The organism is Marinobacter sp. EN3, from assembly GCF_000475315.1.
GTDB lineage: Bacteria > Pseudomonadota > Gammaproteobacteria > Pseudomonadales > Oleiphilaceae > Marinobacter > Marinobacter nauticus.
This window is the reverse complement of sequence record NZ_AXCC01000018.1, coordinates 1-18,866: the sequence shown is the minus strand read 5'-3', so window position 1 is coordinate 18,866 and position 18,866 is coordinate 1. Positions and strand designations below refer to the sequence as shown.

The 18,866-nt window shown below is 55.6% G+C and carries 31 protein-coding genes; 1 reads left to right on the top strand and 30 read right to left on the bottom strand.

The features are described from left to right. Window positions 1-26: 26 nt before the first annotated feature. Window positions 27-551 (bottom strand): single-stranded DNA-binding protein, encoded by a 525-nt coding sequence (gene ssb / locus Q675_RS25610; protein WP_031211201.1) that lies wholly within the window; start codon window positions 549-551, stop codon window positions 27-29. Between the two features lie 57 nt (window positions 552-608). After that, window positions 609-1,979, bottom strand: coding sequence for an MFS transporter (locus Q675_RS25605; RefSeq protein WP_023010934.1), 1,371 nt, complete (start codon window positions 1,977-1,979; stop codon window positions 609-611). Window positions 1,980-2,143: 164 nt separating this feature from the next. On the opposite strand from Q675_RS25605, the gene uvrA reads away from it, so the two are divergent. Continuing rightward, window positions 2,144-4,966, top strand: coding sequence for an excinuclease ABC subunit UvrA (gene uvrA / locus Q675_RS25600; RefSeq protein ID WP_023010933.1), 2,823 nt, complete (start codon window positions 2,144-2,146; stop codon window positions 4,964-4,966). A 71-nt stretch (window positions 4,967-5,037) separates the two neighbouring features. Here uvrA and rplQ read toward each other — a convergent pair whose 3' ends face one another. The 28 genes from rplQ to rpsJ form a co-directional block, all read right to left on the bottom strand. Further along, window positions 5,038-5,433, bottom strand: a complete 396-nt coding sequence (rplQ, locus tag Q675_RS25595) for a 50S ribosomal protein L17 (protein WP_023007570.1) — start codon at window positions 5,431-5,433, stop codon at window positions 5,038-5,040. A 33-nt stretch (window positions 5,434-5,466) separates the two neighbouring features. Then, complete coding sequence (locus Q675_RS25590; RefSeq protein ID WP_008174911.1) at window positions 5,467-6,471, bottom strand: DNA-directed RNA polymerase subunit alpha; 1,005 nt, start codon at window positions 6,469-6,471, stop codon at window positions 5,467-5,469. Between the two features lie 35 nt (window positions 6,472-6,506). Continuing rightward, window positions 6,507-7,127, bottom strand: coding sequence for a 30S ribosomal protein S4 (gene rpsD, locus Q675_RS25585; RefSeq protein WP_014420494.1), 621 nt, complete (start codon window positions 7,125-7,127; stop codon window positions 6,507-6,509). A gap of 18 nt (window positions 7,128-7,145) precedes the next feature. Beyond that, complete coding sequence (gene rpsK, locus Q675_RS25580) at window positions 7,146-7,535, bottom strand: 30S ribosomal protein S11 (protein WP_007153992.1); 390 nt, start codon at window positions 7,533-7,535, stop codon at window positions 7,146-7,148. 13 nt (window positions 7,536-7,548) lie between these two features. Beyond that, window positions 7,549-7,905 (bottom strand): 30S ribosomal protein S13, encoded by a 357-nt coding sequence (gene rpsM, locus Q675_RS25575; RefSeq protein WP_011784262.1) that lies wholly within the window; start codon window positions 7,903-7,905, stop codon window positions 7,549-7,551. A gap of 142 nt (window positions 7,906-8,047) precedes the next feature. After that, a complete protein-coding gene (gene rpmJ, locus Q675_RS37845; protein ID WP_008174902.1) occupies window positions 8,048-8,161 on the bottom strand; it encodes a 50S ribosomal protein L36 in 114 nt (37 codons plus the stop codon). A gap of 33 nt (window positions 8,162-8,194) precedes the next feature. Continuing rightward, a complete protein-coding gene (gene secY / locus Q675_RS25570; RefSeq protein ID WP_011784261.1) occupies window positions 8,195-9,517 on the bottom strand; it encodes a preprotein translocase subunit SecY in 1,323 nt (440 codons plus the stop codon). 17 nt (window positions 9,518-9,534) lie between these two features. Further along, the gene (gene rplO, locus Q675_RS25565; protein ID WP_011784260.1) at window positions 9,535-9,969 is read right to left on the bottom strand and encodes a 50S ribosomal protein L15; all 435 of its coding nucleotides are present in this window, start codon (window positions 9,967-9,969) and stop codon (window positions 9,535-9,537) included. Window position 9,970: 1 nt separating this feature from the next. Then, window positions 9,971-10,159, bottom strand: a complete 189-nt coding sequence (gene rpmD, locus Q675_RS25560; RefSeq protein WP_008174894.1) for a 50S ribosomal protein L30 — start codon at window positions 10,157-10,159, stop codon at window positions 9,971-9,973. A 4-nt stretch (window positions 10,160-10,163) separates the two neighbouring features. After that, on the bottom strand, window positions 10,164-10,664 hold the full coding sequence (gene rpsE / locus Q675_RS25555) for a 30S ribosomal protein S5 (RefSeq protein WP_023010932.1): 501 nt from the start codon (window positions 10,662-10,664) through the stop codon (window positions 10,164-10,166). Window positions 10,665-10,676: 12 nt separating this feature from the next. Then, on the bottom strand, window positions 10,677-11,024 hold the full coding sequence (gene rplR / locus Q675_RS25550; protein ID WP_011784258.1) for a 50S ribosomal protein L18: 348 nt from the start codon (window positions 11,022-11,024) through the stop codon (window positions 10,677-10,679). Between the two features lie 9 nt (window positions 11,025-11,033). Continuing rightward, window positions 11,034-11,567: a 50S ribosomal protein L6 gene (gene rplF, locus Q675_RS25545; protein ID WP_011784257.1), complete on the bottom strand. Its 534-nt coding sequence runs from the start codon at window positions 11,565-11,567 to the stop codon at window positions 11,034-11,036. Between the two features lie 9 nt (window positions 11,568-11,576). After that, a complete protein-coding gene (rpsH, locus tag Q675_RS25540) occupies window positions 11,577-11,969 on the bottom strand; it encodes a 30S ribosomal protein S8 (protein WP_023010931.1) in 393 nt (130 codons plus the stop codon). Between the two features lie 88 nt (window positions 11,970-12,057). Next, complete coding sequence (gene rpsN / locus Q675_RS25535; protein WP_011784255.1) at window positions 12,058-12,363, bottom strand: 30S ribosomal protein S14; 306 nt, start codon at window positions 12,361-12,363, stop codon at window positions 12,058-12,060. Window positions 12,364-12,375: 12 nt separating this feature from the next. Further along, window positions 12,376-12,915: a 50S ribosomal protein L5 gene (gene rplE / locus Q675_RS25530; RefSeq protein ID WP_011784254.1), complete on the bottom strand. Its 540-nt coding sequence runs from the start codon at window positions 12,913-12,915 to the stop codon at window positions 12,376-12,378. A gap of 15 nt (window positions 12,916-12,930) precedes the next feature. Then, window positions 12,931-13,251 carry a 50S ribosomal protein L24 gene (gene rplX, locus Q675_RS25525; RefSeq protein ID WP_011784253.1) on the bottom strand — a complete coding sequence of 107 codons (321 nt, stop codon included), beginning with the start codon at window positions 13,249-13,251 and terminating at the stop codon, window positions 12,931-12,933. Window positions 13,252-13,268: 17 nt separating this feature from the next. Then, window positions 13,269-13,637, bottom strand: a complete 369-nt coding sequence (gene rplN / locus Q675_RS25520) for a 50S ribosomal protein L14 (protein WP_011784252.1) — start codon at window positions 13,635-13,637, stop codon at window positions 13,269-13,271. 18 nt (window positions 13,638-13,655) lie between these two features. Beyond that, window positions 13,656-13,922, bottom strand: coding sequence for a 30S ribosomal protein S17 (gene rpsQ, locus Q675_RS25515; RefSeq protein ID WP_011784251.1), 267 nt, complete (start codon window positions 13,920-13,922; stop codon window positions 13,656-13,658). Between the two features lies 1 nt (window position 13,923). Further along, window positions 13,924-14,115, bottom strand: a complete 192-nt coding sequence (rpmC, locus tag Q675_RS25510; protein WP_008174877.1) for a 50S ribosomal protein L29 — start codon at window positions 14,113-14,115, stop codon at window positions 13,924-13,926. Continuing rightward, a complete protein-coding gene (rplP, locus tag Q675_RS25505; RefSeq protein WP_011784250.1) occupies window positions 14,115-14,528 on the bottom strand; it encodes a 50S ribosomal protein L16 in 414 nt (137 codons plus the stop codon). Before rplP ends, rpmC begins: the two co-directional genes overlap by 1 nt. Window positions 14,529-14,540: 12 nt before the next feature. Next, a complete protein-coding gene (gene rpsC, locus Q675_RS25500; RefSeq protein WP_011784249.1) occupies window positions 14,541-15,224 on the bottom strand; it encodes a 30S ribosomal protein S3 in 684 nt (227 codons plus the stop codon). A gap of 11 nt (window positions 15,225-15,235) precedes the next feature. Beyond that, complete coding sequence (gene rplV / locus Q675_RS25495; RefSeq protein ID WP_008940674.1) at window positions 15,236-15,568, bottom strand: 50S ribosomal protein L22; 333 nt, start codon at window positions 15,566-15,568, stop codon at window positions 15,236-15,238. Window positions 15,569-15,584: 16 nt separating this feature from the next. Then, window positions 15,585-15,860, bottom strand: a complete 276-nt coding sequence (gene rpsS / locus Q675_RS25490) for a 30S ribosomal protein S19 (RefSeq protein ID WP_007154011.1) — start codon at window positions 15,858-15,860, stop codon at window positions 15,585-15,587. Between the two features lie 23 nt (window positions 15,861-15,883). Then, complete coding sequence (gene rplB, locus Q675_RS25485; protein WP_011784248.1) at window positions 15,884-16,711, bottom strand: 50S ribosomal protein L2; 828 nt, start codon at window positions 16,709-16,711, stop codon at window positions 15,884-15,886. 17 nt (window positions 16,712-16,728) lie between these two features. Then, window positions 16,729-17,022, bottom strand: coding sequence for a 50S ribosomal protein L23 (rplW, locus tag Q675_RS25480; protein ID WP_008174862.1), 294 nt, complete (start codon window positions 17,020-17,022; stop codon window positions 16,729-16,731). Continuing rightward, complete coding sequence (gene rplD / locus Q675_RS25475; RefSeq protein ID WP_011784247.1) at window positions 17,019-17,624, bottom strand: 50S ribosomal protein L4; 606 nt, start codon at window positions 17,622-17,624, stop codon at window positions 17,019-17,021. Before rplD ends, rplW begins: the two co-directional genes overlap by 4 nt. Before the next feature lie 11 nt (window positions 17,625-17,635). Then, window positions 17,636-18,274: a 50S ribosomal protein L3 gene (gene rplC / locus Q675_RS25470; RefSeq protein WP_011784246.1), complete on the bottom strand. Its 639-nt coding sequence runs from the start codon at window positions 18,272-18,274 to the stop codon at window positions 17,636-17,638. A gap of 75 nt (window positions 18,275-18,349) precedes the next feature. Further along, window positions 18,350-18,661: a 30S ribosomal protein S10 gene (rpsJ, locus tag Q675_RS25465; protein ID WP_004580743.1), complete on the bottom strand. Its 312-nt coding sequence runs from the start codon at window positions 18,659-18,661 to the stop codon at window positions 18,350-18,352. Window positions 18,662-18,866 lie beyond the last annotated feature (205 nt).

Below are 18,866 nucleotides of genomic sequence, written 5' to 3'. Positions count from 1 at the left end.
CTTGTAGTTTATCCGTATGCTCTCGACTAAAACGGAATATCATCGTCAAAGTCATCAATCGGCTCTGGCATGCTGTTGCTAGGCTGCTGCGACGGCGGGTTGTTGTAACCACCCGAAGGCCCACCCTGTTGCTGCGGCGCATTGTATTGTGACTGCTGCTGAGGCCGTCCCTGGGGAGCGCCCTGATTCATGCCACCCTCGGAACCGCGGCTGTCCAGCATCTGCATCTGGCCATTGATATCCACAACCACTTCGGTGGTGTATACATCCTGACCTTCCTTGTTCTGCCATTTCCGGGTCTGCAGCTTGCCCTCAATGTAAACCTTGGAGCCTTTGCGCAGGTATTGCCCAGCCACTTCAGCCACCTTGCCGAACAGCACAACCCGATGCCACTCAGTTTTCGGCACCAGCTGTCCGGTCTGGCGATCCTTGTAACTCTCGTCTGTGGCAAGGTTCAGGTTGACCACGGCATTGCCGTTGGGGGTATAGCGGGTGTCCGGGTCCTGCCCCAGGTTACCAATGAGAATTACCTTGTTTACGCCTCGTGCCATCGTATGCTCCTGATCATGTTTTGCGGAGTGCCAGCCATCCATGCCAGCATCCTGTGTTTAAGAACTCTTACCCTGCCGGACAAAGTCAAAGTCCGCAAGCTGATCTTCCCGAAAATGCTGACGGTCCACCTTCAGGTAGGCTGTGGATGCATCCTCAACAATCACAACATCCTGCACGCCCGGCAGCTTCCGTAGCTGGCGGTCTACCTCATCGAAGGTATTTTCCAGCGCATCTCTCAGCTCCACAACCAGGCTGGTCGTGTAACTCGGGGCCGGCATGGTTAACGCTGCCAGCAGCCACACCAGGAGGCAGCCGGCCATCAACCAGAGCACCCCCTCAACGCCGGTATTCTGCAGCAGGTACCCTCCCAGGGCCCCGCCCAGAAAAGCACCAAAAAACTGGGAGGTGGAATAAACCCCCATGGCCGTTCCCTTACTGGCAGCGGGAGCCTCTTTACTGATTAACGAAGGCAGACTGGCTTCCAGAAGATTGAACGCCATAAAGAAGAAAAATAGCACACCCCAGGCCGCCCAGAGGCTGGCATTTACCTGGGTCAGCGTTGCCGTTGCCGCTGTTAGCAAGGCAATGGCCATGCATAGTATCGGCTTCATTTTGCGTTTCTTTTCGCCAATGATGATAAAGGGCACCATGGCCAAGAAAGAAAGCACCATCACACTCAAATAGAACCACCAGTGGGAGCTGCTGGCCAGGCCCAACTGATCCTGAAGCATGGTCGGGAATACCAGGAACAGGGCTGTCAGAACAAGATGCAGCACAAAGATTCCGAAGTCGAGCCGGAGCAGACGGCCATCGGCCAGAACGCGCCCGACCATTTCACGGGCAGGATGGGTATCGGCGCTGACTTTATGGGTATGCGGTGTAGGCACCACCCTGGCGACCACAACAAGGGCCAATAGAGCCATCACGGCCGTCACGTAGAAAATGCCCGACAAGCCCCAGGCCGCGCCCAGCAACGGGCCCAGCACCAGCGATACCGAAAACGACAGGCCGATGGAAATACCCACCGTGGCCATGGCCTTGGTTCGCTCTTCCTCCCGGGTGAGATCTGACAGCAGTGCCATCAGTACACTGGCGATGGCACCGGCACCTTGAAGAATCCGACCGGCGATCACAACGTATATTGAGTCGGTCGACGCGGCCAGCAGGCTCCCGCTGGCAAACAGAATAAGCCCCAGGTAGATCATCTTCTTGCGGCCAACCCGATCCGACAACAGGCCGAAGGGGATCTGAAGCAGCGCCTGACTCAGGCCGTAAGCGCCAATCGCCAGGCCCAATAGCGCCGGCGTCGCACCCTGCAGGTCCGTACCCAGCAGCACAAACACGGGCATGACCATAAACAGGCCCAGCATACGCATGGCGTAAACCGAAGCCAGAGCCACAACTGAGCGTTTTTCGAGCGCGTTCATGCCTACCCGTGCGGTTTGAATGAATGGTGAGCGGCCGGTAACCGCAGGCGGCGCATTGTACCAGAACCACCCCGGCGACGGGACACCCGCAGAGCGGGTCGTTCCGCACTTAGCCGGAACGACCCGAAACCGATATACTGGCAGTTTTTACCAAGCGAGGTGTTATGGACCATATCCAGATCAAGGGCGCGCGCACCCACAACCTGAAAAACATCGACCTGGATATGCCAAGGGACAAACTGATCGTCATTACCGGTCTGTCCGGCTCCGGCAAGTCCTCATTGGCGTTCGATACGCTCTATGCCGAGGGCCAGCGCCGGTATGTCGAGTCGCTGTCCACCTACGCACGGCAATTCCTCTCGATGATGGAAAAGCCCGATGTGGATCACATTGAAGGCTTGTCGCCAGCCATCTCCATCGAGCAGAAATCCACGTCTCACAACCCCCGCTCTACCGTGGGGACCATCACCGAGATCTATGACTATCTGAGACTGCTTTTCGCTCGCGCTGGTGAACCCCGCTGTCCTGATCACGGCCAGCCGCTGGAAGCCCAGACCGTGAGCCAGATGGTTGACCAGGTTCTCGCCATGCCGGAAGGCAGCAAGCTGATGATATTGGCGCCGGTGATCCGGGATCGCAAAGGTGAGCATCTGCAGGTGATCGACACCATGCGCAGCCAGGGCTTCATCCGCCTGAGAGTGGACGGAGCGGTATACGACATAGACGACGTTCCTGCCCTGGACAAGAAGCGCAAGCACCAGATTGACGTTGTGGTCGATCGATTCAAAGTCAAGGAGGGGCTGGAGCAACGATTGGCCGAGAGCTTCGAAACCGCCCTGGAGCTGGCCGACGGCATTGCTCTGGTGGCGCCCATGAGTGGAGAAGGCGAGGAACACACCTTCTCGGCGCGCTATGCCTGCACCCAATGCGGCTACTCCCTGAGCGAACTGGAACCTCGCCTGTTTTCGTTCAACAACCCGGCCGGCGCCTGCCCCACCTGCGACGGCCTGGGGGTGCGCCAGTTCTTTGATGCCGAAAAGGTGATCCAGAGCCCGGAAGCGACCCTGGCATCAGGAGCCATCAAGGGCTGGGACCGTCGTGCCGTGTATTACTTCCAGATGCTGACCAGTGTTGCCGAACACTACGGCATTGACCTGGAAACGCCTTGGGAAGAGCTGCCCGAAAACTTCCAGGAGGTGCTCCTGTATGGCTCCGGCGACGAGGACATTCCCTTTCGCTATGTGAACTCTCGCGGCCATATCATGGAAAAAGCGCACCCATTCGAGGGAATACTGCCTAACCTGGAACGCCGTTACCGCGAGACGGAATCCCAGAGCATGCGTGAGGAACTGGCTCGCAACCTGAGTACACAGCCCTGTAAAGACTGCGGCGGTTCGCGCCTGCGTCGCAGTGCCCGTCACGTCTTTATCGAAGAGCGAAACCTTCCGGAAATAACCCACCTGCCCGTGGGTGATGCCCATCGCTACTTCAGCACTCTGGCATTGCCCGGGCGTAAAGGTGAGATCGCCGAAAAAATCCTGAAAGAGGTACGGGAGCGCCTGCAATTTCTGGTCAACGTGGGCCTCGAATACCTCACCCTGGAACGCAGCGCAGACACCCTCTCAGGCGGCGAAGCCCAGCGCATCAGGCTGGCCAGCCAGATAGGCGCAGGCCTGGTGGGCGTGATGTACATTCTGGACGAGCCGTCCATTGGCCTGCACCAGCGGGACAACGACCGACTGCTTGCCACCCTCACCCACCTCCGGGACCTTGGCAATACGGTGATTGTGGTGGAACACGACGAAGATGCTATCCGGGCTGCCGACTACGTTATTGACATTGGCCCCGGCGCTGGCGTCCACGGCGGAGAGATTGTCGCACGGGGAACCCCGAAAGAGATTATCGCCAACCCGGCTTCAATGACTGGCCAGTACCTCAGTGGCGAGAAGGAGATCTCGGTACCTTCTGAGCGAAACAAGGGTAACGGCAAGAAGCTGGTACTGACCGGCGCCTCTGGCAACAATCTTCAAGACGTAACGCTCACGCTGCCGCTGGGCGTGATGACCTGCGTTACCGGGGTATCGGGCTCAGGCAAATCCACTCTGATCAACAGCACCCTCTATCCGGTCGCGGCCGCCAAACTGAACAAAGCGACGAGCCTCAATCATGCGCCCTACAAGAGCCTGAAAGGACTTGATCAGCTCGACAAGGTGATCGACATTGACCAGAGCCCTATCGGACGGACACCCAGGTCTAACCCTGCCACTTACACCGGCCTGTTTACCCCCATCCGGGAACTCTTCGCCGGCACTCAGGAGGCACGTTCACGCGGTTACAAACCTGGCCGCTTCTCCTTCAACGTGAAGGGCGGCCGGTGCGAGGCCTGCCAGGGCGATGGTGTCATCAAAGTCGAAATGCACTTCCTGCCAGACGTCTACGTGCCCTGCGACATCTGTAAAGGCAAACGCTACAACCGGGAGACCCTCGAGGTTCGGTATAAAGGCAAAAACATTCACGAAGTTCTGGAAATGACCGTTGAGGAGGGCCGGGAGTTTTTCGACGCAGTCCCCTTCATTGCCAGAAAACTGCAAACGCTGATCGACGTGGGCCTGTCTTACATTCGTTTGGGCCAGAGCGCAGTGACCCTCTCGGGGGGCGAAGCACAGCGGGTCAAGCTGGCTAAGGAATTGTCCAAACGGGACACAGGCAAAACCCTGTACATTCTGGACGAGCCCACGACCGGCCTGCACTTCTACGATATCCAGCAACTTTTGAACGTGCTGGAGCGCTTGCGCGATCACGGCAATACCATCGTTGTCATCGAGCACAACCTGGACGTCATCAAGACCGCAGACTGGATTGTCGACCTCGGCCCGGAAGGTGGGTCCGGTGGCGGACAGATTATTGCTGAAGGAACGCCCGAGGAAGTGGCCGCCAATCCGGCTTCGCACACCGGACGTTACCTCAAACCGATGCTCACCAAATAGCCCGCCCGAGCGACGGGCACAAAAAAACCGGGAACCTTGCGGAACCCGGTTTTTTTTGGACTCAGAAGAACTTACTCTTCGTCGTCCATCTCTTCAGCTTCGATGTCCAGAGGACGGCCGACCAGCTCAACGAATGCCATCGGGGCATTATCGCCAGCGCGGAAACCGCACTTCAGAATACGAAGATAACCACCCGGACGCTCGCTGTAACGGGGGCCCAGCTCATCAAACAGCTTGGCTACCGCAGCATCGTTACGCAGGCGAGAGAACGCCAGACGACGATTTGCTACCGAATCATTCTTTGCGAGCGTGATCAACGGCTCAGCTACCCGACGCAGCTCTTTGGCTTTCGGGAGCGTCGTTTTGATCAGCTCGTGCTCAACCAGTGACGCAGTCATGTTACGGAACATGGCCTTGCGATGCGCACTGGTCCTGTTGAACTTACGACCACTCTTACGATGACGCATTGCTCTGATTCCTTACCTTAAACTAATCGGCGATCAACCGCCCAGAACCCGGTCATCACCACGAAGGCTTGCCGGCGGCCAGTTATCAAGACGCATACCCAAAGACAGACCACGGGACGCAAGAACGTCCTTGATCTCGGTCAGCGACTTTTTGCCAAGATTAGGCGTCTTCAGCAGCTCCACTTCCGTGCGCTGGATCAGATCGCCGATATAGTAAATGTTTTCAGCCTTCAAGCAGTTAGCTGAACGCACAGTCAACTCCAGATCATCAACCGGGCGCAGCAGAATCGGATCGATTTCTTCCTCTTCCTCTACACGCTCAGGCTCTTTCTCATGATCGAAATCGACGAACACAGCCAGCTGCTGCTGGAGAATGGTAGCGGCCCGGCGAATTGCTTCTTCCGGATCGATGGTACCGTTGGTCTCCAGATCAATAACCAGCTTGTCCAGGTCTGTACGCTGCTCAACCCGAGCGCTCTCGACGGCATAGGCCACACGACGAACCGGGCTGAACGTTGCATCCAGCTGCAAGCGTCCGATGGCACGAGTTTCGTCCTCGTCCAGACCACGCTGATCAGCCGGCTCGTAGCCACGGCCCCGTGCCACGCGCAAGCGCATGTTCACTTCGCCGTTTTCGCTCAAGTGACAGATCACGTGCTCCGGGTTAGCGATTTCCACATCGTGGTCCAGCTTGATATCGCCGGCAGTCACCACGCCCGGACCTTTCTTGCTGAGGGTCAGCTCAGCATCGTCACGGCCGTTCATCTTTACGGCAACGCCCTTGAGATTCAGCAGAATCTCGATGACGTCTTCCTGGACACCTTCAATGGCACTGTACTCGTGCAGGACACCGTCGATCTGTGCTTCAGTCACGGCGCAGCCCGGCATCGAAGACAGAAGAATACGACGCAGCGCGCTGCCCAGGGTGTGCCCGAAACCGCGTTCGAGCGGTTCCAGGGTCACCTTGGCGCGCGTAGCGCTGGATTCTTTCACGTCAATGGTACGAGGTGTCAATAACTCATGTACTGAACGCTGCATAGACGCCCCTATCTGCTATCGTTGCTAACTGGGCTTTACTTGGAGTAAAGCTCGACGATGAGGTTCTCGTTGATGTCGGCCGGCAGTTCAGTACGCTCAGGTACTGACTTGTAAACGCCGGACATCTTGTTGGCGTCAACCTCTACCCAGCTTACCGGTGCACGGCTTGAAGCCAGATCCAGCGCGCCTTTAACACGCAGCTGATTCTTGGCCTTTTCGCGCACGCTCACAACGTCGCCCGGCTTGACCTGATAGGACGGGATGTTAACCGGCTTATCATTGACCAGGATCGCCTTGTGAGAGACGAGCTGACGGGCTTCTGCACGGGTAGAACCAAAGCCCATGCGATATACAACGTTATCGAGACGGCCTTCCAGCAGCTGCAGCAGGTTTTCACCAGTTGCACCTTTGCCTCGGGCGGCCTCTTTGTAATAGTTGCGGAACTGCTTCTCAAGAACGCCGTAGATACGACGGACTTTCTGTTTTTCACGAAGCTGAACGCCGTACTCGGACAGACGACCGCGACGCGCGCCGTGCATACCCGGCGGAGTCTCGATGTTGCACTTGGAATCGAGCGCGCGAACGCCGCTCTTCAGAAAAAGATCTGTCCCTTCACGACGAGACAGCTTGCACTTCGGGCCTATATAACGAGCCATATTTCACTGTCTCCTGTGTTAGACGCGGCGCTTCTTGGGCGGACGACAGCCGTTGTGGGGAATCGGCGTCACATCAGTGATGTTGGTGATCTTGTAGCCACACGCATTCAGCGCGCGAACTGCAGATTCACGTCCGGGCCCAGGACCCTTAACCTCTACGTCCAGGTTTTTAAGGCCGTATTCAGCAGCCGCATTACCGGCTCTTTCAGCTGCTACCTGCGCAGCAAAAGGTGTACTCTTACGTGAGCCGCGGAAACCGGAACCACCAGAAGTGGCCCAGGACAGGACGTTGCCCTGACGGTCCGAAATGGTCACGATGGTGTTGTTGAAGGACGCGTGAATGTGCGCGACGCCATCAACAACCGTCTTTTTCACCTTTTTACGGGTACGTGTACCTGGCTTTGCCATGTTTGCCTACCTGTTACTTACGAATAGGTTTGCGAGGACCTTTACGGGTGCGGGCGTTGGTCTTGGTGCGCTGGCCACGGACCGGAAGGCCATGACGATGACGCAGACCACGGAAGCAACCGAGATCCTTCAAACGCTTGATGTTCATCTGTACTTCACGACGCAGATCGCCTTCGACGGTAAACTTGCCCACTTCAGTACGAAGTGCTTCAAGTTGCTCGTCGCTCAGGTCTTTGACCTTGGCGTCCGGCTTAACGCCGGTTGCATCGCAAAGCTTCTGGGCTGTTGTCTTGCCAACACCGAAGATGTAGGTCAGCGAGATAACAGCATGTTTGTTATCGGGTATATTGACACCGGCTATACGTGCCATCCAAATTACTCCGCGTTCAAAGCTTTGCTGTGTGAATTTTCCGCCACAAAAAGGGCGCGAAATAATAGCGCCTGACCCACCTGTGAGTCAAGCGCCACTATTCCGAACCCCTTTTACAATGTCAGCGCTTATCCGAAACGGATCAGCCCTGGCGCTGCTTGTGACGAGGCTCCGAGCAGATGACTCGAACTGAGCCATTGCGTCGAATTACTTTGCAGTTACGGCAAATTTTCTTTACCGAAGCGCGTACTTTCATTGTCGACTCCAGTTTTCAAGGGGAACGGCTTGTTCAGCCGTTCCGTCCATAGCCCTTGAGATTGGATTTCTTCATCAGCGATTCATACTGGTGAGACATCAGGTGCGACTGAACCTGAGCCATGAAATCCATCACCACGACTACAACAATCAGCAGAGAGGTGCCCCCAAGATAGAAAGGCACATTCCCGGCCACCATCAGGAACTGAGGGAACAGGGACACTGCTGCAATATACATAGCACCGAACAGAGTCAAACGGGTCAGCACACCATCGATGTACTTGGCCGTCTGTTCGCCGGGACGAATACCGGGGATAAACGCGCCGGAACGCTTGAGGTTATCCGCAACTTCCTTGGGGTTGTACATCAGCGCTGTATAGAAGTAGCAGAAGAAGATAACTGCTGCTGCGAACAGGATAATATACAACGGCTGGCTCGGTGCCAATGCCTGAGAGATATCGCTCAGCCACTCCATGCCTTCGCCCTGACCGAACCACTGCCCCAGAGAAGCCGGGAACAGAAGAATCGAAGAGGCGAAGATCGGCGGAATGACGCCGGCCATATTCACCTTCAGCGGCAGGTGGCTGGACTGCTGGGCAAATACCCGCCGCCCTTGCTGCCGTTTGGCATAGTTGATGGTCAAACGACGCTGCCCACGCTCCATGAAGACCACGAAACCGACAACAGCAATCGCCAGAACACCAATTCCGAGAACAACCAGCAAGCTCATTTCACCGTTACGAGCCTGCTCCAGAGTCTGGCCAATGGCGCCAGGAAGACCGGCAACAATACCCGCGAAGATCAGCAGCGAAATACCGTTACCAATACCTCTTTCGGTGATCTGCTCACCGAGCCACATCATGAAGACCGCACCGCAGACAAAAGACACAACCGCCACAAAGTGGAAGCTGAAGCTGTCATTAAAGGTAACGCCCTGTGATGCCAGACCCACAGAAATACCAAAGCCCTGAACCAGGGCCAGGATAACCGTACCATACCGCGTATACTGGCTGATCTTGCGACGACCAGCCTCGCCTTCTTTCTTCAGCTGCTCAAGCTGCGGACTAACCGCAGTCATGAGCTGCATGATAATAGAAGCCGAAATGTACGGCATGATACCGAGTGCGAAGATACTCATGCGCTCAAGCGCACCACCGGAGAACATGTTGAACAGACTCAGGATGGTTCCCTGGTTCTGATCAAACAGTGCCGCCAGCCGATCCGGGTTGATACCGGGAACCGGAATGTGGGCACCGATCCGGTACACCAGCAGCGCCAGAAACACGAACCAGAGCCGCGAGCGCAGCTCTGCAAATCCTTTTCCGGCGCCCGCAGGCAATGATGCTGTCTTGGCCATTTAGTCCTCGACTCGTCTTAGTCTTCGACTTTACCACCCGCGGCGGTAATCGCTTCGCGTGCGCCCTTGGTGACTCGAAGGCCTTTCACGGTTACCGCACGGTCCAGCTCGCCGGACAGGATAACCTTGGCCTCGCGAATTTCTTCGCGAATGATGTCAGCCTTTTTCAGGGCCGCCAGATCCACTACGTCGCCTTCAACCTTGGCCAGCTCGTTCAGGCGGATTTCCGCCACGTAACGCTGCTGACGCGAGGTGAAACCGAACTTAGGCAGACGACGGGCCAAAGGCTGCTGACCACCCTCGAAACCAGGGGCAACGGAGCCACCGGAACGGGATTTCAGACCTTTATGACCACGACCGCCGGTTTTGCCGAGACCGCTACCGATACCACGGCCGACACGCTTGGCGGACGGACGTGAACCGGGTTCCGGAGCAAGTTCGTTCAGACGCATCTTAGTTCTCCTCAACCCGAACCAGGTAATTTACCCGGTTGATCATGCCGCGAATGGAAGGAGTGTCTTCCACTTCCACGGTGTGACCGATTTTACGAAGACCCAGGCCCTTGACGCACAGCTTGTGCTTGGGCTGACAGCCGATCGGGCTGCGGGTCAGAGTTACTTTGATCGTTTTTGCGTTCGCCATGACTTCAACCCAGAATATCTTCCACGGATTTACCGCGCTTGGCTGCAACGTCTTCAGGCGCCTTCATGGCCTGCAGACCCTTGATGGTGGAACGTACTACGTTCACCGGGTTGGTGGACCCGTAACACTTGGACAGTACGTTCTGCACACCGGCCACCTCGAGTACGGCGCGCATCGCACCGCCGGCAATGATACCGGTACCCTCAGAAGCAGGCTGCATGTAGACCTTGGAACCACCGTGCTGCGCCCGAACCGGGTACTGCAGGGTAGTGCCGTCCAACGCTACGTCTACCATGTTTTTGCGTGCAGCTTCCATGGCCTTCTGGATGGCAACCGGAACTTCCCGGGCCTTGCCACGACCGAAACCAACGCGACCTTTACCATCACCCACTACAGTCAGTGCAGTGAAGGCAAAGATACGGCCGCCTTTAACTACCTTGGCGACGCGATTGACCTGAACCAGCTTCTCCTGGAGCTCAGGCGCCTTCTGTTCGTTAACGCTCATCTTCTCCACCTCTTAGAATTGCAAGCCAGCTTCACGGGCAGCGTCGGCAAGAGCCTGAACACGACCGTGATAACGGTAACCTGAGCGGTCAAAAGCGACCTTCTCAATGCCTGCTGCCTTGGCGCGCTCAGCAATCAGCTGACCGACCTTCTTGGCAGCGTCCACGTTACCGGTTGCACCCTGGCGCAGCTCCTTATCCAACGTGGAGGCAGTGGCAAGCACTTTGCTGCCATCTGCAGTCGTAACCTGGGCGTACATATGACGCGGTGTACGGTGCACGCACAAACGGTCAGTACCCAGCTCACGGATCTTCATGCGCACTTTGCGCGCGCGACGCAGTCTTTCGTTATTTGCGCTCATAGTCCCGCCTTATTTCTTCTTGGCTTCTTTGCGTCTGACCTGCTCATCCGCATAACGCACACCCTTGCCCTTATACGGCTCGGGCGGACGGAACGCGCGGATTTCCGCAGCGACCTGGCCAACCTGTTGCTTGTCGATACCGCGAATCACAACTTCCGTATTGGACGGAGTTTCAGCGGTAACACCCTCGGGCAGCTCATACTCGACCGGGTGGGAAAAACCCAGTGTCAGGTTGAGCTTCTTACCTTGCGCCTGCGCACGGTAACCTACGCCCGTCAGCTGCAGCTTACGCTCCCAGCCTGTGGATACGCCGGTAACCATATTGTTAACCAGCGCACGAGTAGTACCAGCAAGAGCGCGGGACTGTTTTGCACCATCGCGGGCCGCAAAACGCAGGACGTTTTCTTCCTGCTTTACTTCAACCGCCTGGTGAATGGTGAACTGAAGCGCTCCTTTGGAACCCTTCACATTGATTTCCTGTCCGTTCAGCTTAACCTCAACACCGGAAGGCAGCACGACAGGATTATTGGCAACCCTGGACATGTGTATCTCCTAGAATACGGTGCAGATGACTTCGCCACCCACGCCTGCAGCTCGTGCGGCGCGGTCTGTCATAACGCCCTTGGACGTTGAGACAATCGCGACTCCCAGACCACCGGCTACTTTCGGCAGTTCCCCGGCGCCTTTGTACTGGCGCAGACTCGGACGGCTGACCCGCTGAATCTCCTCAATAACCGGCTTGCCGCCGAAGTATTTCAGAGTGATGGTCAGCTCGGGCTTCGCGTCAGCTGAAACAGAAAAATCTGCTACGTAGCCTTCGTCCTTGAGGACCTGGGCTACTGAGACCTTCATTTTTGAAGATGGCATCGTTACGTCAGCTTTTGACGCCATCTGGGCATTACGGATACGGGTAAACATATCCGCAAGCGTGTCTTGCATACTCATTGGTATGAGGCTCCTGATCTTTTTAGTTGTGCAGCGGCTTGCCGCACCGCTTACCAACAGGCACCTGACCGAAGTCAGGCGGCCTATCTTACCAGCTTGCCTTGGTCAGGCCCGGAACGTCACCGCGCATGCCGTATTCACGGAGTTTGATCCGTGACAGCTCGAACTTGCGCAGAACGCCGTGGGGACGACCAGTCACCTGGCAACGATTCCGAAGACGCGAAGGAGATGAATCACGCGGAAGCTGCTGGAGCTTCATCTGTGCATCCCAACGGTCATCATCGCTGGTATTCGGGTTTTTGATAATCGCCTTGAGCTCGGCGCGCTTGGCAGCATACTTTGCTACCAGTTTTTCGCGCTTTTGCTCACGGTTTTTCATTGAAACCTTCGCCATGTCACTCGTTCCTTATTTCTTGAACGGAAAGCCAAAGGCTTTCAACAGTTCGCGACCTTCGTCGTCGGTACCGGCAGTGGTGGTGATGGTGATATCCAACCCGCGGATCTTGTCGACTTTGTCGTACTCGATCTCCGGGAAGATGATCTGCTCACGCACACCCATGCTGTAGTTACCGCGACCGTCGAAGGATTTCGGGTTCAGACCGCGGAAGTCACGAATGCGGGGAACCGCAATGTGTACCAGACGATCAAAGAAATCCCACATGCGCTCACCGCGCAGGGTCACTTTACAGCCAATCGGCCAACCTTCACGGATTTTGAAGCCCGCGACGGATTTACGCGCTTTGGTAACAACCACTTTTTGACCTGCCAGGCGCTCAAGATCTGCCACGGCATTTTCAATCAGTTTCTTGTCACCAACCGCTTCGCCAACACCCATGTTCAGGGTGATTTTCTCGATACGCGGCACCTGCATCACGTTCTTGTAACCGAACTCTTTCTGCAGGGCGGGTACCACTTCCTTAGTGTACTGCTCTTTCATGTTAAGCATCGTAACCACCACCGCTTACTGGTTATCGACAGCTTCGTTCGTGGACTTGAAGATCCGCACTTTGGTGCCGTCTTCCTTGATCTGGAAGCCAACACGATCGGCTTTGCCGGTCTGCGGATTAAAAATAGCCACGTTGGAAGCCTGGATAGGCGCTTCTTTTTCGACGATACCGCCCGGGGTGCCAAGCATCGGGTTCGGCTTTGTGTGCTTCTTCATCATATTGATGCCAGAAACAAGCACGCGACCGTCGTCCAGAACTTTCAGGACTTTACCACGTTTGTCTTTGTCTTTCCCCGTGGTGACGATTACTTCGTCATCTCGTTTGATCTTTTTCATAACCGGCCTCTGGTCCTTTAAAGTACTTCGGGTGCCAGTGAGATAATCTTCATGAACTTCTCGTTACGCAGTTCACGGGTAACCGGTCCGAAGATACGGGTACCAATGGGAGCGTCCTGATTGTTCAGAAGTACCGCCGCGTTACCGTCAAAACGGATCAGAGAACCGTCCGGACGACGCACACCCTTACGGGTACGTACTACAACAGCCTTCAGGACCTGGCCTTTTTTCACCTTGCCGCGGGGGATGGCTTCCTTGACGGTTACCTTGATGATATCCCCAACGGTTGCATAACGCCGGTGAGATCCGCCCAGGACCTTGATGCACATAACCTGACGTGCACCACTGTTATCCGCGACTTCAAGCATTGTTTGAGTCTGAATCATGGTTGTTCTCCGGGCGAATTACACCTTGGCAGCGCGTTCGGTAACTTCCACCAGGGCCCAGCTCTTGGTCTTGGAGACCGGACGGGTTTCCTGGATGGTTACGGTGTCACCAATGTTGCACTGATTGCTTTCATCGTGTGCATGAATCTTGGTTGAACGCTTCATGTACTTACCGTACAGCGGGTGTTTAACCTGACGCTCAACCAGGACCACGATGGACTTGTCCATCTTGTTGCTCACGACCTTGCCGCTCAGAGTTCTGGCAGTTTGGGTAGCTTCGGTCATGTCACTGTCCTGCCTTTTCGTTCAATACTGTTTTCACGCGAGCGATATCGCGCTTCACCTTGCCGAGAAGGTGAGACTGATTCAGCTGACCTGTCGCCTTGCGCATGCGCAGGTTGAACTGCTCCTTCAGGAGGTCGATCAGCTCTTTGTTCAGCTCCTCGACTGACTTTTCACGCAGCTCTGTTGCTTTCATCACATCACCGTCCTCTTAACAAAGGTGGTCTGTACCGGCAGTTTGGCGGCAGCCAGAGTGAAAGCTTCGCGTGCGATTTCTTCCGCGACACCTTCCATCTCGTACAACATGCGGCCTGGCTGAATCTCAGCCACCCAATACTCGACAGAACCTTTACCTTTACCCATACGTACTTCCAGCGGCTTACCGGTGATCGGCTTATCCGGGAATACCCGGATCCAGATCTTACCGCCCCGCTTGATGCGGCGAGTCATGGTACGACGCGCTGCCTCAATCTGGCGCGCAGTTATACGCCCACGGCTGGTCGCCTTCAATCCGTATTCACCGAAGCTCACCTTGTTTGCGCGCTGAGCAAGACCGGTGTTACGGCCTTTCATTACCTTGCGGAATTTGGTGCGTTTTGGTTGCAGCATAAGAGTGCCCCTTTACTTAGAACCTTTCTTCCCAGAGGCTTTCTTGTCAGCACGGACCTGCTCCATACCACCAAGAATCTCACCTTTGAAGATCCATACCTTTACGCCGATAACGCCGTAAGTGGTGTGCGCTTCATAGGTTGCATAATCAATATCTGCACGCAGTGTGTGCAGAGGTACACGACCTTCGCGATACCACTCGGAACGTGCGATTTCAGCACCCCCAAGACGACCGCCAACCTGAATCTTGATACCCTTGGCTCCCTGACGCATGGCGTTTTGAACCGCACGCTTCATAGCGCGACGGAACATCACACGACGCTCCAGCTGGCCGGCAACGTTTTGCGCTACCAGGCGGGCATCCAGGTCCGGCTTGCGGACTTCTTCGATGTTGATGTGCACAGGCACACCCATCATGTCGCTGACTTCGCGACGCAGACGGTCAACATCTTCACCCTTCTTACCGATAACAATACCGGGGCGGGCGGTATGGATCGTGATCCGGGCGTTCTGAGCAGGGCGCTCGATCACGATCTTGCTGACAGACGCCTTAACCAGGCGCTTGTCCAGGAATTCGCGAACCTGAATATCATTCAGAAGATTCTTCGCGTAGTCCTTTTTGTCGGCGTACCACACTGAGTTGTGCTCTTTGATCACACCCAGGCGAATGCCGGTTGGATTTACTTTATGACCCATCTGAGCATCTCCTACTTGTCGGCGACCTTGACGGTGATATGACAGGTGCGCTTGAAAATACGGTCAGCGCGCCCCTTGGCTCGAGCTTTGATTCGCTTGAGCGTTGGGCCCTCATCCACCATCACGGTGGAAACCCGCAGATCATCTACGTCCAGACCTTCGTTGTGCTCAGCGTTGGCAATGGCGGATTCAAGAGCTTTCTTGATCACAACCGCTGCCTTCTTAGGGCTGAAAGTCAGAATGTTCAGGGCGTCCTCAACAGCCTTGCCGCGTACTTGGTCAGCGACAAGACGTGCTTTCTGAGCTGAGAGGCGAGCGCCCTTGTACTTGGCTGCTACTTCCATTTCTATTACCTCAGAATCAGCGTTTAGCTTTCTTGTCGGCCGCATGACCACGATAAGTACGCGTTGCCGCGAACTCACCCAGCTTATGTCCAACCATATCTTCGGTGACATAAACCGGCACGTGCTGCTTGCCGTTGTGGACTGCAATGGTCAGGCCTACCATCTCCGGGAAGACTGTTGACCGGCGGGACCAGGTTTTAATGGGCCGCTTGTCATTTGCTTCCAGAGCTGCCTCGACCTTCTTCAACAGATGCAGGTCTATAAAAGGACCTTTCTTCAAAGAACGTGGCACAGCAATTACCTCTATGTAGTCGTTTACTTGGCCGAACGACGACGTACTATCATCTTGTCAGTACGCTTGTTCTTACGAGTCTTATGCCCTTTGGTCGGAACACCCCACGGAGTAACCGGGTGACGTCCGCCAGAGGTACGCCCTTCACCACCACCATGCGGGTGGTCAACTGGGTTCATAGCAACACCACGTACTGTTGGCCGTTTGCCGCGCCAACGTGATGCACCCGCTTTACCAAGCTGCTTGAGGCTATGCTCACTGTTGGACACTTCGCCCAGAGTGGCACGGCAATCTACAAGCACCTTACGCATTTCACCTGAACGCAGGCGGATGGTGGCATACGCCCCTTCCCGAGCAACCAGCTGTACGGATGCGCCCGCAGAGCGAGCCAGCTGTGCACCTTTGCCAGGCTTGAGTTCGACGCAGTGGATTACGGAACCGACCGGAATGTTCCGGAGCGGCAACGTGGAGCCCACCTTGATCGGCGCGTCGACGCCGGAGCGCACAGGATCACCAGCCTTCATACCTTTGGGAGCGATAATGTAACGACGCTCGCCATCGGCATATTTGACCAGCGCAATGTGCGCAGAGCGGTTAGGATCGTATTCCAGGCGCTCGATGACCGCCGGGATACCATCTTTGGTCCGCTTGAAGTCGATAACACGGTAGTGCTGCTTATGACCACCACCAATGTGACGAGTAGTAATGCGGCCAACATTGTTACGGCCACCAGACTTACTCTTTGTTTCTACCAACGGCTCGTAAGGACGTCCTTTGTGCAGATCCGGGTTGTAAAGTTTTACAACGTGACGGCGTCCGGCAGATGTTGGCTTGGTTTTGACGATCGGCATATTACGACCCCTTTACCTTATTCCACATCCAGAAAATCGATGTCCTGACCTTCTGCCAGCTTGACGTAAGCCTTACGAATGTCATTACGCTTGCCGAACCCGCGGATAGTGCGCTTGAGCTTACCCTTACGGTTCAGAACCTGAACACCTTCGACGGTGACGTTGAACAGTTGCTCAACGGCTTTCTTGATCTCGGGCTTGGTCGCATCAGGCGCTACACGAAACACCACCTGACCACGCTCTGCCGCCAGAGACGCTTTTTCTGATACGTGCGGCCCTAACAGGACCTTGTAAATACGTTCCTGATTCATCCCAGCATCTCCTCGATCTTCTTCAGAGCGGGAACAGTCACCACGACTTTCTCGAAGGCAACCAGGCTGACCGGATCCAGACCTGCCACATCGCGAACGTCCACATGAGGAACGTTGCGGGAAGCCAGGTGCAGATTCTGCTCAACATTCTCAGACAGGATCAGGGCGTTGGACACACCCAGATCGCTCAGCTTGGCAGTGAAGGCCTTGGTCTTGGGTGTATCGACATTCATGTCGTCAACCACAACCAGACGCTCCTGGCGTACCAGCTCGGAGAAAATGGAACGCATCGCCGCACGGTACATCTTGCGGTTAACCTTTTGCTCGAAGTCACGGGGCTTGGCAGCAAAGGTTACGCCGCCTGAACGCCAGATCGGGCTACGAATGGTACCAGCACGGGCACGACCAGTACCCTTCTGACGCCATGGCTTCTTGCCACCACCACTGACTTCGGAACGTGTCTTCTGGGCCTTGGTACCCTGACGGCCAGCTGCCATGTAAGCAGTAACCACCTGATGCACCAGAGCTTCGTTAAAATCTTTGGCAAACGCAGCGTCGGAAACAGAAATCCCCTTGCCGCTACCAGTAATTGTCAATTCCATCGCACCGCTCCTCAGGCTTTAACTGCAGGCTTGATGACAACGTCGCCGCCAGTTGCGCCAGGTACGGCACCACTTACCAGCAGCAGGTTGCGCTCGGCATCGACACGGACGATTTTCAGGTTCTGCACAGTAACCTGCGCATTACCCATCTGACCGGCCATCTTCTTGCCCTTGAACACCTTACCCGGAGTCTGGTTCTGACCAATGGAACCCGGAGCACGATGAGACAGGGAGTTACCGTGAGTAGCGTCCTGCATGGAGAAGTTCCAGCGCTTAACACCGCCCTGGAAACCCTTACCCTTGGACTGACCTACTGCGTCAACCACCTGACCGTCTTCAAACACGGAAACGGTCAGCTCGCCACCGGCGGCCAGGTCTTCACCTTCGCCATCAGCCAGACGGAATTCCCAAACGCCACGACCAGCTTCAACACCTGCTTTCGCAAAGTGCCCGGCAGCCGCCTTGTTTACACGGGAGGAACGACGAGAACCTACGGTTACCTGCACTGCACGGTAGCCGTCGCTTTCGAGGGTCTTGAGTTGGGTAATGCGGTTGGGCTCAACCTCAATTACCGTGACAGGCAGCGCCTGCCCTTCATCCGTAAAAATACGGGTCATACCGGCCTTACGACCGACAACACCAATTGCCATGTTTCACCTCTTAAGTGTACGGGGCTTGCACCCTCTATGGCCTATGACAGTTACACAGACTAATACCGGGCGGTATTAGCCGAGGCTGATCTGAACGTCTACACCTGCTGCCAGGTCCAGTTTCATCAGAGCATCTACTGTCTTTTCCGTCGGCTCAACAATGTCGAGCAAACGCTTATGCGTACGAATTTCATACTGATCACGCGCGTCTTTGTTGACGTGCGGAGAGATCAATACCGTGTACTTTTCCTTCCGCGTCGGCAGAGGAATGGGACCACGCACCTGAGCGCCGGTCCGCTTGGCGGTATCGACAATCTCCTGCGTGGACTGGTCGATCAGGCGATAATCAAACGCCTTCAACCGGATTCGAATTTTTTGGCTTTGCATGATGCACCAAACTCCACTCGTAGCAGCTACTAGTTAGCCGACCTTCAAAAAAAGGAGCCGCATTGTATGCATAATACCCAACCCTGTCAACAGCATTGCCATTGACAGGGTTGAGCGACATTTGCGACCTAAACAGAAAAAGGGGCTGAACGCTCAGCCCCTTTTTCCTGATCAATCGAATAAATTACTCGATGATCTTGGCGAC